The 16,744-nt window shown below is 55.4% G+C and carries 16 protein-coding genes and 1 other RNA gene; 12 read left to right on the top strand and 5 right to left on the bottom strand.

Annotated features, from left to right (window positions below; translation table 11 throughout):
• Window positions 1-6: 6 nt before the first annotated feature.
• Both OUO13_RS12325 and OUO13_RS12320 read left to right on the top strand, forming a co-directional pair.
• Window positions 7-834, top strand: a complete 828-nt coding sequence (locus tag OUO13_RS12325) for a HesA/MoeB/ThiF family protein (RefSeq protein WP_283174191.1) — start codon at window positions 7-9, stop codon at window positions 832-834.
• 225 nt (window positions 835-1,059) lie between these two features.
• Window positions 1,060-2,340, top strand: a complete 1,281-nt coding sequence (locus tag OUO13_RS12320; protein ID WP_283174190.1) for an NAD(P)/FAD-dependent oxidoreductase — start codon at window positions 1,060-1,062, stop codon at window positions 2,338-2,340.
• 62 nt (window positions 2,341-2,402) lie between these two features.
• On the opposite strand, the gene OUO13_RS12315 is transcribed toward OUO13_RS12320, so the two are convergent.
• The 3 genes from OUO13_RS12315 to OUO13_RS12305 form a co-directional block, all read right to left on the bottom strand.
• Window positions 2,403-2,987 (bottom strand): phosphoheptose isomerase, encoded by a 585-nt coding sequence (locus tag OUO13_RS12315; protein ID WP_283174189.1) that lies wholly within the window; start codon window positions 2,985-2,987, stop codon window positions 2,403-2,405.
• A 72-nt stretch (window positions 2,988-3,059) separates the two neighbouring features.
• Window positions 3,060-3,416, bottom strand: coding sequence for a YraN family protein (locus tag OUO13_RS12310; protein ID WP_283174188.1), 357 nt, complete (start codon window positions 3,414-3,416; stop codon window positions 3,060-3,062).
• Between the two features lie 2 nt (window positions 3,417-3,418).
• Window positions 3,419-5,230: a penicillin-binding protein activator gene (locus tag OUO13_RS12305; RefSeq protein ID WP_283174187.1), complete on the bottom strand. Its 1,812-nt coding sequence runs from the start codon at window positions 5,228-5,230 to the stop codon at window positions 3,419-3,421.
• On the opposite strand from OUO13_RS12305, the gene rsmI reads away from it, so the two are divergent.
• Entirely contained in the window at window positions 5,229-6,098 is an 870-nt protein-coding gene (rsmI, locus tag OUO13_RS12300; RefSeq protein ID WP_283174186.1) for a 16S rRNA (cytidine(1402)-2'-O)-methyltransferase, read from the top strand. The genes OUO13_RS12305 and rsmI overlap by 2 nt on opposite strands.
• A 92-nt stretch (window positions 6,099-6,190) precedes the next feature.
• Window positions 6,191-6,556, top strand: an RNA gene (rnpB, locus tag OUO13_RS12295) — RNase P RNA component class A.
• A 64-nt stretch (window positions 6,557-6,620) separates the two neighbouring features.
• On the opposite strand, the gene OUO13_RS12290 is transcribed toward rnpB, so the two are convergent.
• On the bottom strand, window positions 6,621-7,382 hold the full coding sequence (locus OUO13_RS12290) for a proteasome-type protease (protein ID WP_283174185.1): 762 nt from the start codon (window positions 7,380-7,382) through the stop codon (window positions 6,621-6,623).
• Window positions 7,383-7,633: 251 nt separating this feature from the next.
• Here OUO13_RS12290 and hemH point away from each other — a divergent pair, with 251 nt between their 5' ends.
• The 3 genes from hemH (at window position 7,634) to OUO13_RS12275 (ending at window position 10,100) form a co-directional block, all read left to right on the top strand.
• Window positions 7,634-8,629 carry a ferrochelatase gene (gene hemH, locus OUO13_RS12285; RefSeq protein ID WP_283174184.1) on the top strand — a complete coding sequence of 332 codons (996 nt, stop codon included), beginning with the start codon at window positions 7,634-7,636 and terminating at the stop codon, window positions 8,627-8,629.
• Window positions 8,630-8,827: 198 nt separating this feature from the next.
• On the top strand, window positions 8,828-9,103 hold the full coding sequence (gene rbp / locus OUO13_RS12280) for an RNA-binding regulator (protein WP_283174183.1): 276 nt from the start codon (window positions 8,828-8,830) through the stop codon (window positions 9,101-9,103).
• Window positions 9,104-9,287: 184 nt separating this feature from the next.
• A complete protein-coding gene (locus OUO13_RS12275) occupies window positions 9,288-10,100 on the top strand; it encodes a crotonase/enoyl-CoA hydratase family protein (protein WP_283174182.1) in 813 nt (270 codons plus the stop codon).
• Here the strand turns inward: OUO13_RS12275 and OUO13_RS12270 are convergent.
• Entirely contained in the window at window positions 10,097-11,941 is a 1,845-nt protein-coding gene (locus OUO13_RS12270) for an ABC transporter ATP-binding protein (protein WP_283174181.1), read from the bottom strand. The genes OUO13_RS12275 and OUO13_RS12270 overlap by 4 nt on opposite strands.
• A gap of 408 nt (window positions 11,942-12,349) precedes the next feature.
• On the opposite strand from OUO13_RS12270, the gene OUO13_RS12265 reads away from it, so the two are divergent.
• The 5 genes from OUO13_RS12265 to OUO13_RS12245 all read left to right on the top strand — a co-directional run bounded on the left by OUO13_RS12265 (window position 12,350) and on the right by OUO13_RS12245 (window position 16,742).
• A complete protein-coding gene (locus tag OUO13_RS12265; RefSeq protein WP_283174180.1) occupies window positions 12,350-13,513 on the top strand; it encodes a type III PLP-dependent enzyme in 1,164 nt (387 codons plus the stop codon).
• Window positions 13,514-13,672: 159 nt separating this feature from the next.
• The gene (locus tag OUO13_RS12260) at window positions 13,673-15,001 is read left to right on the top strand and encodes a peptidoglycan recognition protein family protein (RefSeq protein WP_283174179.1); all 1,329 of its coding nucleotides are present in this window, start codon (window positions 13,673-13,675) and stop codon (window positions 14,999-15,001) included.
• Window positions 14,998-15,591, top strand: coding sequence for a hypothetical protein (locus OUO13_RS12255; protein ID WP_283174178.1), 594 nt, complete (start codon window positions 14,998-15,000; stop codon window positions 15,589-15,591). The genes OUO13_RS12260 and OUO13_RS12255 overlap by 4 nt, the downstream gene beginning before the upstream one ends.
• Complete coding sequence (locus OUO13_RS12250; protein ID WP_283174177.1) at window positions 15,591-16,094, top strand: hypothetical protein; 504 nt, start codon at window positions 15,591-15,593, stop codon at window positions 16,092-16,094. The genes OUO13_RS12255 and OUO13_RS12250 overlap by 1 nt, the downstream gene beginning before the upstream one ends.
• Before the next feature lie 42 nt (window positions 16,095-16,136).
• Window positions 16,137-16,742 carry a hypothetical protein gene (locus tag OUO13_RS12245; RefSeq protein ID WP_283174176.1) on the top strand — a complete coding sequence of 202 codons (606 nt, stop codon included), beginning with the start codon at window positions 16,137-16,139 and terminating at the stop codon, window positions 16,740-16,742.
• Window positions 16,743-16,744 lie beyond the last annotated feature (2 nt).

The raw sequence follows: 16,744 nt of genomic DNA, 5'->3' as shown, positions 1-16,744 counted from the left end.
CACCTCATGACTGAATCCTCCTCCGGCTGCCGTATCGATCTGGGTGATCAGCAACTGTTGCGTTACAGCCGCCATATCCTGTTGCCACAAATGGACTATGAAGGTCAGCAGCAATTGCTGGCATCTCATGTGCTCATCGTGGGGCTTGGCGGGCTTGGCTGTCCGGCCGCGCTGTATCTGGCCGCCAGTGGTGTCGGGCGGATCAGTCTGGTCGACCCTGACAGGGTTGAGTTGTCGAATTTGCAACGGCAGATTGCGCATGGACAGGCCGATATCGGTCGTTTCAAGGTGGACTCTGCTCGCGAGCAGATGCTGCGCCTGAACCCGGAAATCGAGGTGAATGCTTATACACTGGCGGCGGATGAAACCTGGTTGCTGAACAACCTGGCGGATGTTGACCTGTTACTGGATTGCACCGACCGCGCTGCCATTCGTTACCAGATCAATCGTGCCTGCCTGCAAACCGGAACACCCTGGTTATCGGCGGCAGCCGTGGCTCTCAGTGGCCAGATTACCCTGTTTGAACCGCGTGCAGCGGACTCTCCCTGCTACCGTTGTCTGTATCCGGATCTCGATGCCGACGCCGGTGCTTCTGAAGCATTGGCCTGTGCCGAAAGTGGTGTGCTGGCACCATTGGTCGGGGTCGTTGGTGCCCTGCAGGCAGCTCATGCCCTCAAGTATCTGGCCGGGATTGGCCAGCAGTTACGTGGTCGTCTGCAAATGCTCGATCTCGACTCCAACCGTCATCAGCAATGGCAATTGGGACGTCAGCCTGGCTGTCCGGATTGTAGTGCGCTGGATTGTGGTGAGCAGGACAGTAGCCCCCAATCCTGATCTCACGAAAGCCCCCCCTGTGGGTGGTTTTATATCGCGAGGGACACTCTGAATAACTCTCACGCAGAGCTGCGCAGAGTTATTCAGAGGGGCCCTGGAAATCGGCTATTCCCTCTGATTAAAAGGTCTTTACAGGTCTTTATTTTGTTTTTATTCCTGCATAGGAATGTAGTTTTGTTGGTTGTTTGCTAATGTTTGAACACAACAACGACAAGAGAAGCGGATATGGCCAGAGTAATTGTGCTGGGAGCCGGAACCGGTGGCATGGCAGGTGCGTACGAAATTCGGGAGTTGCTGGCGGCTGAACATCAGGTAACGGTGATCAACGAACGCGAAGATTTCCAGTTTGTACCATCCAATCCCTGGATTGCGGTTGGTTGGCGTCAGCGCCCGGAAACCAGTTTTGCTATCCGGCCATATCTCGAAAACAAGGGAATCGAGTTTATTGCGTCGGCAGTCGACCGCATCGACCCGGAAGCCAACTGCCTGTATCTACGTGATGGTTCACAACAGCATTACGAGTATCTGGTGATCTGCACCGGGCCCAAGCTCAACTTTGCGGCTGTCGAAGGAGCGGGGCCTCATGGTGGTTTTACCCAATCGATTTGCACGCTGGATCATGCCGAAACCTGTTTCAAGGATGTTCAGGCGCTAATCGATAATCCGGGGCCGGTGGTGGTGGGTGCCATGCCGGGAGCTTCCTGCTTTGGCCCGGCCTATGAATATGCCTTTATCCTCGAAACCGAATTACGCAAACGCAAGGTACGCGACCAGGTGCCGATGACTTATATCACCAGCGAACCCTATATCGGCCATCTGGGGCTGGGTGGTGTGGGGGATTCCAAATCCATGCTCGAAAGCGAGTTGCGCAATCGCCATATCAAGTGGATCACCAATGCACGTGTCAGCCGGGTTGCCGATGGTGTGATGTATGTGGATGAGCTGAACGACGATGGTGATGTGAAAAAACAGCATGAGGTTCCTTTCCATCATTCCATGATGTTGCCTGCATTTGCTGGTGTTGATGCGGTTGCCCAGGTGGGGGGGTTGGTGAATCCGAAAGGCTTTGTGCTAATTGATGAGTTCCAGCGTAACCCGCGCTGGCGCAATATTTTTGCTGCTGGTGTCTGTGTGGCGATTCCACCAGTGGAAACCACACCGGTGCCAACCGGAACGCCCAAAACCGGTTATATGATTGAGTCGATGATGACGGCGATTGCCCACAACCTCAAAGCGGATCTGGAGGGTGGGGTTGCCGACTCCAGAGGAACCTGGAGTGCTATCTGTCTGGCAGATATGGGCGATACCGGAGCGGCGTTTGTGGCAATTCCACAGATTCCGCCACGTAATGTTACCTGGTTCAAGCAGGGTAAATGGGTGCACGTCGCCAAGGTGGCGTTCGAGAAGTATTTCATTCACAAGATGAAGACCGGTTCGAGTGAACCGATTTACGAGAAATACACCCTGAAGGCGCTGGGGATCAATCGTCTCAAGGACGATGAGTAACTGTCACTGATACAGTCAGCGGAGCTAACCAGCCGATAAATCCGGCTGGTTACTGGCTGCGCTTATTCTTCGCCGAACAGCGAGCAGTCGATAAGATCACACAGGCAGTGGATCACCAGAAGGTGAACTTCCTGGATACGGGCTGTCACCGTGGATGGTACGCGAATCTCGACGTCATCCAGAGTCAGTAACGACGCCATGTTGCCGCCATCCTTGCCGGTCAGTGCTACCACGACCATTTCCCGCTCATGAGCTGCCTGAATGGCCTGCACCACGTTGGCCGAATTGCCGCTGGTGGAAATCGCCAGTAACACATCACCACGGTTGCCCAGTGCACGAATCTGTTTGGAAAATACTTCGTTATAGGCGTAGTCATTGGCAATCGAGGTAATGGTCGAGGCGTCGGTGGTCAGCGCAATGGCTGGCAGACCCGGACGTTCACGTTCGAAGCGGTTCAGCAGTTCAGACGAGAAGTGCTGGGCATCACCGGCGGAGCCGCCGTTACCACAACTGAGAATCTTGCCGCCGTTCAGGAGGCTGGTCACCATCGCCTGTGCACCACGCTCAATCAGCGGTGGCAACTGTTCAGCGGACAGGGCTTTGGTTTCAATACTGGTGCCAAAGTGGCTGATGATACGGTCTTGCACAGGTAATCTCCGGGTCGAAGAGTTGCCATGGTAATGGATGGCGGCCGCGCTGCCAATGAAGTTGGTTCTCAATCAGAAGGCATTCTGACACCAGTCAGGGACCATGGGTTCTCCTTCAATCGCGACCACATCAAAGCGGCAGTCCGGTAACGACGAGGTGCCCAGTGATTGCAGATAGGCTTCGGCCGCCAGCCGCAGGCGTTGCTGTTTGCGGAGGTTGACGGATTCGGCAGCACTGCCGTAGTCGCGGCGGCGGCGATAACGCACTTCAACAAAGACGAGTGTTGCACCGTCGTGGAAGATACGGTCGATTTCGCCATAACGGGTGTAGAAGTTGCGACAACAGAGGATCAGCCCCTGCCGTTGCAGAAATTCTTCGGCCAGCATTTCAGCTTGCTGGCCGCGACTGCGACGGTCGGGGCTGGTCATGATCAGTTTTTGAGGAGTACTGGCGCGCCGTTGGCAAAGCGGGTGCAGACTTCCTCACGACGCACGCGATTTTGCGGGTCGAGATGCAGTACACCGGTTACACCACTGACCCGGCTGCCCGAGAAAGCCTGCATGCTGCCCAGTCGTGGCAGCAGCTGGAAGGCATCAACGCCGAGTGCATAGAGGCGAACAAAACGGCCCTGGCCAGACGGCGTGTTGTTTTCAACGGTCTGATACAACTCGCCCTGTTGCAGCAACCATGGCAGGTCGCAGAACTGGATGCCATTGAGGTCGCGGTCGTTATTCACATCGACAACACCAGTGAACAGATGTGATGTGGAGTACACCGGCAGGTCTTCTGCATAATTGAACAGCAAAGCTGGTTTGATCTGGCGAGCCTGTTGCGGTTGGGCTATCAGGAACAGCCAATCGGCGTCACTACGACGTTCTGGTTTGATCGGCGCTTCCTGTTGTGTCGATGGATGCAGGCTGGCTTCGCGTTTTTTGCTATCGTCAATTTTCAGCAGGTTACGGACATCCGGGTTGTAATCGTTGTGGTTCGAGTACAGCAGCATGTCGCTGATTTCGCCGCCCAGTGCCAGCCAGTGTTCACGGAAGCTGCTGACGATTCGGTCGCTCCACTCATCACGTGGTGCCATGATCAGCGCCTGGCGATGACCATCGGCCCAGGCGCGCTCGGCAACCTGAATGCCCTGATCTTCAGGTGCCAGACCAAATTCCCACAGATTGGCCGGGCGTGGCTGGGCATCGGCTTGCGGCGTGATATCACCGTAGTTCAGTGCCAGTGTTGGCATCGGCAGCGTCTGGCGGGCTTCCAGCTGCTGGACTTCGGCCTTGTTCACCGGTCCGATCAGCCATTCTGCGCCCTGCAGGCTGGCGGCGGCATAGATTTCATCCAGCGAGTTGTAGGTCTGGGTATCCAGCATGATCAGCTCGGGCACGGCATGGCCCTTGTTGATGGCATCCTGATAGGCCGCCTGCATGCCGTCACGAATCGCCTGGCCAACACGTTCCAGAGAACCGGACAATGGCAGCGCCACCGCAACACGAGTGGGTTGTTCGGTTTTGGCCATTCCGCTCAGAGAGCCAGGTAGCTGCTGCGCAGCCGGGTGTCCGGCGTTGATCTGCTGCCATTCTTCAATGGCAACCGCCTGATCATCGAGACTCAGGGTGCCCAGACGGCTGATCTGTGCCAGTTCCAACCATTGACCCAGGGTGGAGCCATGGTTCTGACGGGTTTTCTCGATCAGATCATTGGCCGGGATCTGTTGCAGGTCTTGCCAGATGCTGTTGTGATTGTCGGTGTAAGCGTTGTCCTTGAGGGAACTGGCAACTTGCACGCGTTCGCGGGCAGCAGCGAAATAGTCACCTTTTTTCTCATACCAGGAGGCTTGCAGCAGGCTGATACTCTGGCCCTGCGATGTACTGGCTTTTTTACGCAGACGACTGAGATCGTTGAGGCATTGGCCAGCGGCATCAACATTGTTGCTGCCCAGTTCCATCACACCGGACATCAGCAGCCAGTCGATGCGTTCCTTATCACTCAGCGTTTGCTGTTGCAGCTGCTTGAGGAGCGGGCGTGCCGTTGCAAAATCGCGCTTTTGCAGCGCGGCATTGGCCTGCTGGAACAGGTTGCTGTTATCCTGACGGGCTACTGTGGTCCGGGTGGTAGTGGTGCTGACCTGTTCGGTTTGAGGCTTTTGAGGTGTTTCACTGCATCCCGTCAGCCCGATCAGGGCAATGGCCGCCACGGCCGGGATCAATTTCCAGCAATCAGGTACATATCCCCGCATGAATGTTCTTCCGCAAGCTTCCGGTGCCACTCTGTATGTGGTGGCAACTCCAATTGGTAACCTCGCTGACATCACCGAACGTGCTCGTCAGGTACTCAGCGCTGTGGATTTGATTGCGTGCGAGGATACCAGACATACCCAGAAATTACTTCAGCACCTGGGCGTGCGTAAGCCATTGGTATCGGTACATGATCACAATGAGCGCGATCGGATTGGTCAAATTGCGAACTATTTGCAGAATGGCCAAAGTCTGGCACTGGTTTCCGATGCTGGTACACCACTGATTTCCGATCCGGGTTATCCGCTGGTACAAGCCCTGCGTGGGCAAGGGTTCAATGTGGTGCCGATTCCGGGGCCAAGTGCGCTGATTACCGCCCTGAGTGCTGCTGGCCTGCCAACCGACCGTTTTGCCTTCGAGGGATTCCTGCCCCACAAGAGTGGCCCACGCCGTGAGCGTCTGCAGGATGTGGCAGCAGATCCTCGTACGCTGGTGTTTTACGAAGCCAAGCACCGGATTCTCGATACCCTGCAGGACATGGCCGATATTTTTGGTCCGGAACGGCACGGAGTCGTGGCACGTGAGCTGACCAAAACCTTTGAAACTTTTTACAGCGGTAATTTGACCGAACTGGTGGCGGCCATCAGTGCCGACGATGATCAGCAGAAGGGTGAGTTTGTGGTAATGGTGGCTGGTAATCCGGCGCCAGCGGCGGCAACGGAAATCGATACCGACCGCCTGTTCCGCCTGCTGCTGGCTGAACTGCCACCGAAAAAGGCGGCGGCGATCATTGCCGACCTGACCGGTGAAAACAAAAAGGCTTTGTATCAGCGAGCGCTGGAAATCCAGGGTAAGTCGGCAGGTGCCTGATCTTGTGCAGATCGGAATGATCTGAACGTTAGTGCAGGAAAATCATGCTGGCAGAATTGCCCCCGCGCCCATGCAGTGATAGTCTCCGCGCCGGAGTCGGCCAAGACAGTCGCTGCCTGCGCAAGCAGGGGGAGGAAAGTCCGGGCTTCACAGGGCAGGGTGCCAGGTAACGCCTGGGGGGCGCGAGCCCACGACCAGTGCAACAGAGAGCAAACCGCCGATGGCCCCTTTTCTTCGGAGAAGCGGGATCAGGTAAGGGTGAAAGGGTGCGGTAAGAGCGCACCGCGCGACTGGTAACAGTTCGTGGCACGGTAAACTCCACCCGAAGCAAGACCAAATAGGTTCCCATTGGCGCGGCCCGCGTTGGGAACGGGTAGGTTGCTGGAGCCAGTGAGTGATTGCTGGCCTAGATGAATGACTGTCCACGACAGAACCCGGCTTAACGGCTGACTCCATCAGACAATAAAAAACCCGACCGTGGTAACACGGTCGGGTTTTTTATGGGCGTTTAAAACGTGGTGCTTATTTGTCGCCGCTGGAACGGGATTCTGGCTGGGCGGCACAGATTTCAGCGGTGTAGGACGGCATATTCTCGAATACCTGACGAATGCCTTCAGACCAGGCGTTACGCACCTGACGGAACATCTCGTTGTCTTCCTGCAGGCGCACGATGCCACCACATTGCAGGCTGTCAGACTTGTAGACGATGACATCCAGCGGCATACCAACGGACAGGTTGGAGCGCAGGGTAGAGTCCATGGATACCAGGCTGCACAGCAGGGCGCGATCGAGCGGGGTCTGGAAGTTCACCACTCGGTCGAGCATTGGTTTGCCGTATTTGCTCTCACCAATCTGGAAGTACGGCGTGTCTTCACCGGCTTCAATAAAGTTGCCTTGCGGATAGATATGGAACAGGCGTGGTGCTTCCCCCTTGACCTGACCACTGACGATCAGACTGCAGCTGAAATCAACACCCTGAGCCTGGCCTTCATCACGCTTGATCACCTGACGGGCGGTTTTGCCGACAATTTCGGCCACATCAAACATGGTTGGCACATTGAGAATGTGGCGTTCGGAGTTGCGAATCGCAGTTTGCAGCAAGGTAATCACACTCTGGGTGGTCGCCAGGTTGCCGGAACTCTGCACAAAAATCACTCGTTCGCCCGGTACTTCAAACACTTGCAGCTTGCGGAAGCTGGCAATGTGGTCGACGCCGGCATTGGTGCGTGAGTCTGAGGTCAGGACAAGGCCTTGTTCGACCTTGATGGCAACACAATAAGTCATGGCGTTTGGGCTCCTTGAATGATGGGAGTGGCATCTATGCCAGCAGATGGCGTTGATCTCCCCAACGCCGGGCGCCACATTGTAGTGAGGGGGGATGACGGGTCAATCCTGCCTCGGTGGGATAACCAAAAAAAGTCGCGCATCCGGCAGGCTCTGGCCAGCATAAGAGAGCGTGAACCTTGATGGCGGTTTGTATAAACTTACGCAAAACTTATACAAACACTCATTCAAGGTTAGACGAGGAATTATTGATGCCGACTGCTCGCCCACCCTTTGGTGTACTGCTGGTAAACCTGGGGACCCCCAAGGCGCCGACTCCGGCTGCGGTACGTGAATATCTGGCCGAATTCCTGTGGGATCGCCGGGTAGTTGATGCTCCGCGTCCACTGTGGTGGCTGATACTGAATGGCATCATCCTGCGTACTCGTCCTGGTCGTGTGGCCAAGGCATATCAGTCTGTATGGCGCGACGATGGCTCTCCGTTGATGCATTACTCGCTGGCGCAACAGGCGGCCTTGCGGGTTGAACTGCAGCAGCGTTTGGGCACCGATATTCCGGTGGCGCTGGCCATGACCTACGGTGAACCCAATATGGAGCAGGCTGGCGCTGAACTGCGCAAGGCCGGTGTGGAGAAAATCGTGGTGTTGCCGTTGTACCCGCAGTTTTCGGGTTCAACCACCGGTGCAGTGCATGACCGTCTGGCCAAAGGTTTGCAACGTTGTCCACATTTGCCGGAAATGCATTGGGTGATGAAATATTTTGATCATCCGCTGTATATCAAGGCACTTGGTAATTCAGTGCGTGAATACTGGGCCGAACATGGTCGTGGTGATCGCCTGTTGATGTCGTTTCACGGTATTCCTGAACGGTATGAACGTAATGGTGATCCATACCCGCGCCAGTGTCGCCAGACCGCCGCAGCATTGGCCGCGGAATTGGGACTGGCCGATAACCAGTGGTTATGTTCGTTCCAGTCACGATTTGGTCGCGAAGAATGGGTAAAACCCTATACCGATAAAACCCTGGAAAGCTGGGGCGCAGACAAGATCGGGCGAGTAGATGTTATCAGTCCGGCATTTGCGTCTGACTGTCTGGAAACGCTGGAAGAGCTGGATGTCGAGAACCGTCATGCCTATATGCATGCCGGTGGTTCTGACTATCATTACATTCCTTGCCTGAATGACAAACCTGATCATATCGCTCTGTTGGCGACACTGGTTGAGGAGCATTCACGCGGTTGGATATAAGCGATTGGCCGAAGTGGTGCATCAGGTCCGAATTGTCATAAAAACTTCTTTGACATTGGCCTGTACGCTTAATAATCTGCGGAACTGTAATCCCTGCGTTAGTCACGGTTTACCGCCTGCAAATGATCTTGTGATTTGAGTTATTTGTCGGTGTAGGACGAACAAATCACCCTTTCTTCGTTTTGCTGGAATTTGAGTATGAATATTTACGTGGGCAACCTGCCTTACTCCGTAACCAAAGAAGATCTGTCTGCACTGTTTTCCGAGTTTGGAGAGGTAGGGCGGGCCACTGTAGTCATCGACCGCGAAACCAACCGTTCCAAAGGTTTCGGCTTTGTGGAAATGGCCGATGATGCAGCCGCTACTGCTGCTATCGAAGCTCTGAATAACAAGGATATGAATGGCCGTGGGCTGCGTGTAAACGAAGCCAAGCCACGTGAGGAGCGCCCACGTACTCCTCGTGGTCCACGATAAGTTCGTCACTGCACACCAGAAAAGCCGCTAAATAGCGGCTTTTTTGCCATTGCTGTTCGGATAATCGGGATATTCGCTGCCCTATAACGGGTGGCCGGTATTCTTTTGTCCAAACTGTCCCTTGCTGCCGATCGGTATCGGGTTCAGCATTTGTTGCTGTGTCTGCCGATTACGGAAGCTATATATGTCTGCCCCTGCAGTTCCTGTTTATGTTCGCTGTGAAATCGACAATGGTATTGCCACGGTCTGGCTTGATCGTGCCGATAAACATAATGGCCTGAATAGCCACATGTTTGAGCAGCTGGTTGCCACTGCCCGACAATTACAGCGCAATCGTTCAATTCGGGTCGTCATTCTGGTCGGCAAAGGTGAATCGTTTTGCGCCGGGCTGGATTTCAAAGCCGTACAACAGGATCGCTGGATGATTCCACGTCTGTTTCTGAAATGGCCCTGGCAGCGGGATAATCTTGCCCAGCGCGTTGCCATGTGTTGGCGGCGTTTGCCTGTGCCGGTGATTGCGGCCGTTCATGGCAACTGTTTTGGTGGTGGGCTGCAAATTGCGCTGGCGGCAGACTTTCGCCTGGCCGCCCCTGATTGCCAGTTATCGGTGATGGAAATTCGCTGGGGGCTGGTACCGGACATGAGTGGGCTGGTGACCCTCAGTCGACTGGTTCGTGAAGACGTTGCCAGGGAGCTGGCCATGACCGGGCGTGTAGTGGCGGCAGATGAAGCCGCGCGTTTGGGGCTGGTAACCCGTGTCTGTGATGACCCTATGACGGAAGCGCGTGAACTGGCCAAACAAATCGTTACTAAATCTCCTCATGCGATTGTGGCGGTAAAGTCTCTGTTTAATCGTGGCTGGAAAGCCGGTGAGTGGCGCGCCTTGTGGCGGGAGCGCTGGACCCAGATGCGTTTGCTTGGGCGTTATAACCAGCGTCTGGCGGTGCGTAATGGGCTCCGGCGGGATGGCAAGCCGGAGCCCTTTCGTGATCGCTAGGCCTCGCCGATAAATCCACCAGTCTGGTGGGCCCACAGCTGGGCATAAATACCGCCCTGTTCCAGCAGTTCCTTGTGGCTGCCCTGTTCAACGATGCGACCCTGATCCAGCACAATCAGGCGATCCATGGCGGCGATGGTGGACAGGCGGTGGGCAATCGCAATCACCGTCTTGTTTTCCATCAGACGATACAGGCTTTCCTGAATGGCGGCTTCGACCTCGGAATCCAGGGCTGACGTCGCTTCGTCCATAATCAGGATGGGTGCGTCTTTCAGCAGCACCCGTGCGATGGCAATCCGCTGACGCTGACCGCCGGACAGTTTGACTCCGCGTTCACCTACCTGGGCATCAAAGCCACGATTACCATGTGGATCATGCAGCTGCTGGATAAAATCATAGGCCTCGGCTTTTTGGGCAGCGGCAATCAGATCCTGTTCCGAAGCGTCTGGACGACCGTACAGAATGTTGTCACGCACGCTGCGGTGCAGCAGCGAGGTGTCCTGGGTAATCATGCCGATATTGGCACGCAGGCTGTCCTGGGTGATCTCGGTGATGTCCTGGTCGTCAATCAGGATACGGCCGCTCTCGATATCGTAAAAACGCAGCAACAGATTCACCAGAGTGGACTTGCCGGCGCCGGAGCGGCCCACCAGTCCGACTTTTTCTCCCGGCTTGATATGAATGTCGAGTTTGTCGAATACCTGTTTGTGGGTATCGGCATCCAGTCCCTGATAGTGGAAGTCCACCTGTTGCAGACAAATTTCTCCCTGAGTTACCTGAATTGGCTGTGCGTCTGGCTTGTCGACCACGCTGAGTGGCCGTGAAAGGGTATTGATGCCATCGGTAACGGTACCGAGGTTTTCAAACAGGGCGCCAACCTCCCACATGATCCACTGCGACATGCCGTTGATACGCAAGGCCAGACTGATGGCAATGGCAATGGCGCCAACACTGATGGCGTCACCCAGCCACAGGTAAATTGACACGGCACCAACAGCAAACGCCAACAGGTAGTTACTGCCTTGCACGGCAAGGTTGAGCAGGGTGACCAGACGCATCTGCTTGTGCACTGTGGTCATAAAATCGTCCATGCTGGCACGGGCGTATTCGGTTTCACGACTGGTGTGGGAAAACAGTTTGACGGTCTGGATGTTGGTGTAGCTGTCGACGATCCGGCCGGTCATGCCGGAACGGGCATCGGCCTGTTCTACGGCAACCGCTTTCAGACGCGGTACAAAATAGAGCTGGATCGCAATGTAGATCAGCAGCCACGCCAGTAATGGCAACACGAGCCGCCAGTCGGAGCTGGCGACTGTCCAGACCATGGCGGTGAAATAAACGAGGATGTAAACCATCACATCCAGCAGTTTCATCACGGTTTCTCGCACCGCCAACGCCGTCTGCATCACCTTGGTAGCGACCCGCCCGGCAAAATCGTCCTGGTAAAACGACAGGCTCTGACGTAACAGATAACGATGCGCCAGCCAGCGGATTTTCATCGGGTAATTCCCCAACAGGGTCTGATGCACCAGCGCAGAATGCACAAAACTCAGCACCGGCAGGGCAACCAGCACCAACAGGCTCATAACCAGCAAGTGGCCGCCTTCTTCGGCCAGAAAGGTTTCACGCTGGTGGCTGCTTAACCAGTCAACCAGCTGACCCATAAAGCCGAACAGGGAGACTTCCAGAATGGCCAGTGCTGCGGTCAGCAGTGACATTAATAGCAGCGGAATTTCCACGCCCCGGCTGTAATGACGACAAAACGCAAAAACGCCGCGCGGCGGCTGAGCGGGTAGCTCGGGTGGGAAGGGGTTAACCAGACTTTCGAAAAACTTGAACATGAGTCGTCCGTCGCCACACCGGCGCAAAAAATGGAAGGGAACGATAAACCAGTCTGTTGTCCAATGTCAGTAACAGCAATGGTATGGAAAATTTCATAACTGTTATCGATCAGGGACGCCATTTTGTCACAACGACTTCGCTAAACTGTTGCGATGGATGGGTAGAACTGACCTTGCCGGGCCCGCATGGATCGTGGGAATGGCACAAATTGGCCAGTAAAAGCGGCGATAAGGGGCCTTCATGGCGTCCATGAGTATGTATGATCGTTAAGACAAGAAAATACTGCTTTTACTTTGGGTAAAACCGCCTATCTTTGCGCATCCTATTCGTCCAGACCGCTGGTCTGTCATGACGAAGCCGCAGGTCGCCAGTTATAAATACTTCAGTAAGAGGGGGTAACGAGCCTGATGCTCACTAAGCCAGAAGACTACTACGACGCCGAGACATTCGCCCGCATCAAGAAATTTGCCGACCAGAAGGAAACTCCCTGTCTGGTAGTGGACAGTCAGCTGTTTACTCGTCAATTGGACGAGCTGATGACCTGTTTCCCGTATGCCAAGACCTACTATGCGGTCAAGGCTAACCCTGCTCCGGAACTGCTGAGCATCCTGCGCGACAAGGGCTGTAACTTCGACGTTGCTTCCCGTTACGAGCTGGACAAGGTAATGGCGCTGGGCGTAACCGGTGATCGAGTAAGCTATGGCAACACCATCAAGAAGGCGAAAGACATTCGTTATTTCTTCGAGCGTGGCGTTACCCTGTTTGCTACCGACTCCGAAGCTGACCTGCGCAACATTGCCAAGGCGGCTCCAGGTGCTCGCGTATTCGTACGTATCCTGACAGAAGGTGCACAGACTGCCGATTGGCCTCTGTCTCGCAAGTTCGGCTGTCAGACCGACATGGCTCTGGATCTGTGTATCCTGGCTCGTGATCTGGGTCTGGTACCTTACGGTATTTCCTTCCACGTAGGTTCCCAGCAGCGCGAAATCGGCGTGTGGGACTCTGCAATTGCCAAGGTCAAGTGGATCTTCGAGCGTCTGGAAGAAGAAGACGGCATCAAGCTGAAGATGGTTAACCTGGGTGGCGGCTTCCCGGCCAGCTACATCAGCCGTACCAACGATCTGCAGACTTACGCGGCTGAAATCACCCGTTACCTGAAAGAAGACTTCGACGACAACTTCCCGGAAATCATCCTGGAACCAGGTCGTTCACTGGCAGCCAACGCCGGTATTCTGGTATCTGAAGTGGTTCTGATCAGCCGTAAGACCCGTTTTGGTCTGCACCGCTGGGTGTTCACCGACATTGGCAAGTTCGGCGGTTTCATCGAAACCACTGACGAAGCCATCAAGTACCCACTGTATGTGGAGAAAAAAGGTGAAACCGAAGAGTGTGTGATCGCTGGCCCAACCTGTGACAGCGCGGATATCCTGTACGAACAGTACAAGTATCACCTGCCACTGAACCTGGCTTCTGGTGACCGTTTGTACTGGTTCTCTACCGGTGCATACACCACCACCTACAGCGCCATCGAGTTCAACGGCTTCCCACCGCTGCAAGGCTACGTGATCTGATTTCGGCCAATCCGGCAGGATGATCTCCAAAAGCCCCGCATGCCTCTGGCATGTGGGGCTTTTTTATTGGACAGAACGTCGCTGATTTTGGGAGTCGCTACTGACAGTGTCATAAACGACAGGTTAGTCTTGTATATTCACAATTACAGGACGTAGTGTATGACTCAGGTGCCCCTTGAGGTGGTTATCAATGGCTTGACTGTAGCGGCCGGTGCCTCTCTGCTGGTGGAGCGCAGCATCGAATGGTTGAAGTCGGTGCGGGAGCGGGCCTATCGCCAGCTGATCACCGCTGAGTCTGGCGCGGCTGCCAGCGTGGCCGTGGGCAGCGCCAGTGCTCATGCTGAAGCGCTGGCTTCCCGGTGGCAGGTGTCGACCGACAGTGATCCGGTGAGTGCGGCCCGACAGTTACAAGCGACCCTCGACAGCGTGGCGGTCGTGGTTAACCAGGACAGTTCCGACAGCAGTTTTGAGCAAAGTCCCCCCATTCTGCACGTACCCTTGCCCGTCATCAGCCTCAATCAGGCGCGTCTGGATCTCTTTATTCGTCTTGCTCCGGTTGCTATCGGTATTATCCTTGCCGGCTGGTTTGAGCTGCATCTCGTTGCCCTGTTTACTGGCCAGACTGTGGAATCCTCGGCGGTTCTGTTACAGCGTGGCGAGATCTGGGCCTGTTTGCGTAATCAGCTGGATACGCTCCTGAGTGGTGTGTTGATCGGTGGCGGCAGCCAGCCGGTTCACTTGTTGCTGACCCTGCTGACCAAACGGCAACTCGCGGCTGATCCGACGAACGCCACATCCGAAGCTGGCAATACCATAAGTTCTCCCCGGTGTGAGCCAGCTGCCGTATCGACAGATGGCGATCTTGCGTGGCGGGATATTCCGTACAGCGGTGGTGTGCGTCCGGACACGCTTCAGACTGTGCATCTCCGGTCGGGTTGGCCGGATCAGGTGGTGGTTCACCACACGGCCATGCACAGTGCACTTGGTTTTAATGCCATTACCGATGAGTTCTTCAATCACAAGGGCTGGCTGACCGGTTATCACGCGGTGATCATGCCGGACGGTAGTATTCAGCCGTTCTGTCGCTGGGATCGTACCGGTAATCATGCCAAAGGCCAGAATCGTCATACGCTGGGCGTGGCATTTCACGGTAACTTTCATAACGGGCAGGATCGCTTTGCCAATCCTGACGGCCGTTATGGCAACCTCGTGCCGACCTCGCAGCAGCTCGATGCAGGTGCTCGTCTGATTGCCCTGTGGATGCATCTGTACGATCTGGATGCCGAGCGTCCTGACTGCATTACCCCGCATCGAGCCTTGCCGACGGCGTCAACTGTTTGTCCTGGCAGCCGTTTCCCATGGAATGAACTCAATGAGCGGGTTTATCAGTATTACCGCTTCTGGCAGGACGATGACAAAGCGAGTCAGGCACTGGCGGCCTATCGTCAGCGTCCTTACCTCTATCCAGACACTGGGAGGGCGGTATGAATTCACCCCAGGAATACAACAGCTTGCTGGTGCTGCTGTGCAGCTTGCTATTTTACACCCTGCTGCTGGAGCGTCTGATCGAGATTCTCAAGGCGGTATACAACTATCTGGACGTTGTGTGCGGCTGGCAGGATTACTGGAACCGCTCGGCCGTTCGGTTGGCGCGGGAGCTTGAAAAAAGCCGGAGCCAGCACTGGCAGGAGAAACTGGGCGGCGCGTTGGAGGATTATCTTTCGGATGCCGTTCCCGGCTATGAGGGAGTCAATGCCGTCGCTGCTGAAAAAGTCCGTACACTCACCCTGCAGATTGTTATTCGTTCTCTGGCCATGTTGCTGGGTATCGCACTGGCCTTCACCCTGAACATCAACCTGTTTGATGTGTTGCAGTCCATGAATGAGATGACCGCAGCTCTGGATGGGGTGATTAACCGCAGCAACGTATATTTCAACTCCGAACGTGTTCCCGGATGGCTGGGGACCCTGCTGACCGGATTGATCATGGGTTTGGGGAGTGATCCGCTGCACCAGGTTATCGGTCGTCTAGAGCGTGCCCGTAAAACTTCGACTGACAACCCGACCGGAGCTGGCTGATGGATATGCATGTAACGATCTGGTTGATCGATAATCTGGATCTGCTGTTGGGCTTTGCGCTGTTGCTGCTGGCCTGTTTGTGGCTGCCCGCTGGTGTGCGTTGGCAAGTACTGACTCTGGGGGTGGCACTGTTGGCGATTCAATGGTGGCAAAAAAGCCGTGCCTCCGAACGCATGGCGGCACTGGATGCCCAGCGTCAGACATTGCGTCAACAGCTGCAGAAACTGGACGAGCAGGTCGCCCGGCTGGAAGAGGGCAATGCCCGTCTTGAGGCTCGTCGTCAGCAGCTGGATGAGGAGCGACTGGTACTGGCTGAGGCCATTATTCGTCTGAAATCCGGTGATGCCGATCTGGCTGAACGACGCCAGGCGCTGGAGTCCCGGTTCCAGGCCTTGCAGGCCGAAAGTGCCAGTAACCAGCAAGACTCGGACGAATTGCTGGCGGCCTTGCAACGCTGGCAGGCATGGCGGGATCAGTCGGAACAAACCCTGACGGATCAATAAACCGTACAAAGGGCTGATCAACAACAATCTCGAGGAGAGAGCATGACACGTTTTCTTTGGCTGGCCTTATGGCTGGGGCTGGCGAATGGAGCGCAGGCAGAGAGCTGTGATGTGGTGTTGAAATCATCAGACCTGAAGCCGATCGAGATCAATGGGCAGCGCCTGGTCGTTGTGGATGTTGCGCTGGTAACCCATTCCGTCGCGACGACGGGATGTGTTCAGGTAGTGGACGAACTGCTGCGACTGCGGCAAGCCATTGCCAGCCGGGATCAATTACTGGCCGATTTTCGGCAGTTGACAGCCGATTACGAAGGGCAGCTGGCTCAGCACGGGCAGGTTCTGGATCGTTCACAACGCCTGAACGAAGACTACAGCCATCTTAGTGAAGATTTCAGCCAGCAGCTGCAGAGCTATCAGCAGATCACGTCAGACATGAGTGATGTGGCACACAGGCTGGATGATCTCGCTGGCGAGTATCGGGATCTCGCCAGCGACATGCTCTATCGCTACCGGTTAGGGGCGGCCCTGGGCGGTGGTAGCGATGGTCTGGCCGGACAGCTGCAGTTTGGCTATGACCATCTCAACCTCTATCTCCATAACTACGATAACCACACCAGCGCGCTGGTCGGAGCGGAAATCCGTTTCTGAGC

The organism is Parathalassolituus penaei, from assembly GCF_026626885.1.
Taxonomy (GTDB): Bacteria; Pseudomonadota; Gammaproteobacteria; order Pseudomonadales; family Oceanobacteraceae; genus Oceanobacter; species Oceanobacter penaei.
This window is presented reverse-complemented; position numbering and strand designations above follow the sequence as displayed.

What these genes read in the sequence shown, in the direction of transcription:
- OUO13_RS12325 (WP_283174191.1), top strand. Translation starts at nt 7, where the DNA reads ATGACTGAATCCTCCTCCGGCTGCCGTATCGATCTGGGTGATCAGCAA.
- OUO13_RS12320 (WP_283174190.1), top strand. Translation starts at nt 1,060, where the DNA reads ATGGCCAGAGTAATTGTGCTGGGAGCCGGAACCGGTGGCATGGCAGGT.
- OUO13_RS12310 (WP_283174188.1), bottom strand. Translation starts at nt 3,416, where the DNA reads ATGACCAGCCCCGACCGTCGCAGTCGCGGCCAGCAAGCTGAAATGCTG.
- rsmI (WP_283174186.1), top strand. Translation starts at nt 5,229, where the DNA reads ATGAATGTTCTTCCGCAAGCTTCCGGTGCCACTCTGTATGTGGTGGCA.
- OUO13_RS12305 (WP_283174187.1), bottom strand. Translation starts at nt 5,230, where the DNA reads ATGCGGGGATATGTACCTGATTGCTGGAAATTGATCCCGGCCGTGGCG.
- OUO13_RS12290 (WP_283174185.1), bottom strand. Translation starts at nt 7,382, where the DNA reads ATGACTTATTGTGTTGCCATCAAGGTCGAACAAGGCCTTGTCCTGACC.
- hemH (WP_283174184.1), top strand. Translation starts at nt 7,634, where the DNA reads ATGCCGACTGCTCGCCCACCCTTTGGTGTACTGCTGGTAAACCTGGGG.
- rbp (WP_283174183.1), top strand. Translation starts at nt 8,828, where the DNA reads ATGAATATTTACGTGGGCAACCTGCCTTACTCCGTAACCAAAGAAGAT.
- OUO13_RS12275 (WP_283174182.1), top strand. Translation starts at nt 9,288, where the DNA reads ATGTCTGCCCCTGCAGTTCCTGTTTATGTTCGCTGTGAAATCGACAAT.
- OUO13_RS12270 (WP_283174181.1), bottom strand. Translation starts at nt 11,941, where the DNA reads ATGTTCAAGTTTTTCGAAAGTCTGGTTAACCCCTTCCCACCCGAGCTA.
- OUO13_RS12265 (WP_283174180.1), top strand. Translation starts at nt 12,350, where the DNA reads ATGCTCACTAAGCCAGAAGACTACTACGACGCCGAGACATTCGCCCGC.
- OUO13_RS12260 (WP_283174179.1), top strand. Translation starts at nt 13,673, where the DNA reads ATGACTCAGGTGCCCCTTGAGGTGGTTATCAATGGCTTGACTGTAGCG.
- OUO13_RS12255 (WP_283174178.1), top strand. Translation starts at nt 14,998, where the DNA reads ATGAATTCACCCCAGGAATACAACAGCTTGCTGGTGCTGCTGTGCAGC.
- OUO13_RS12250 (WP_283174177.1), top strand. Translation starts at nt 15,591, where the DNA reads ATGGATATGCATGTAACGATCTGGTTGATCGATAATCTGGATCTGCTG.
- OUO13_RS12245 (WP_283174176.1), top strand. Translation starts at nt 16,137, where the DNA reads ATGACACGTTTTCTTTGGCTGGCCTTATGGCTGGGGCTGGCGAATGGA.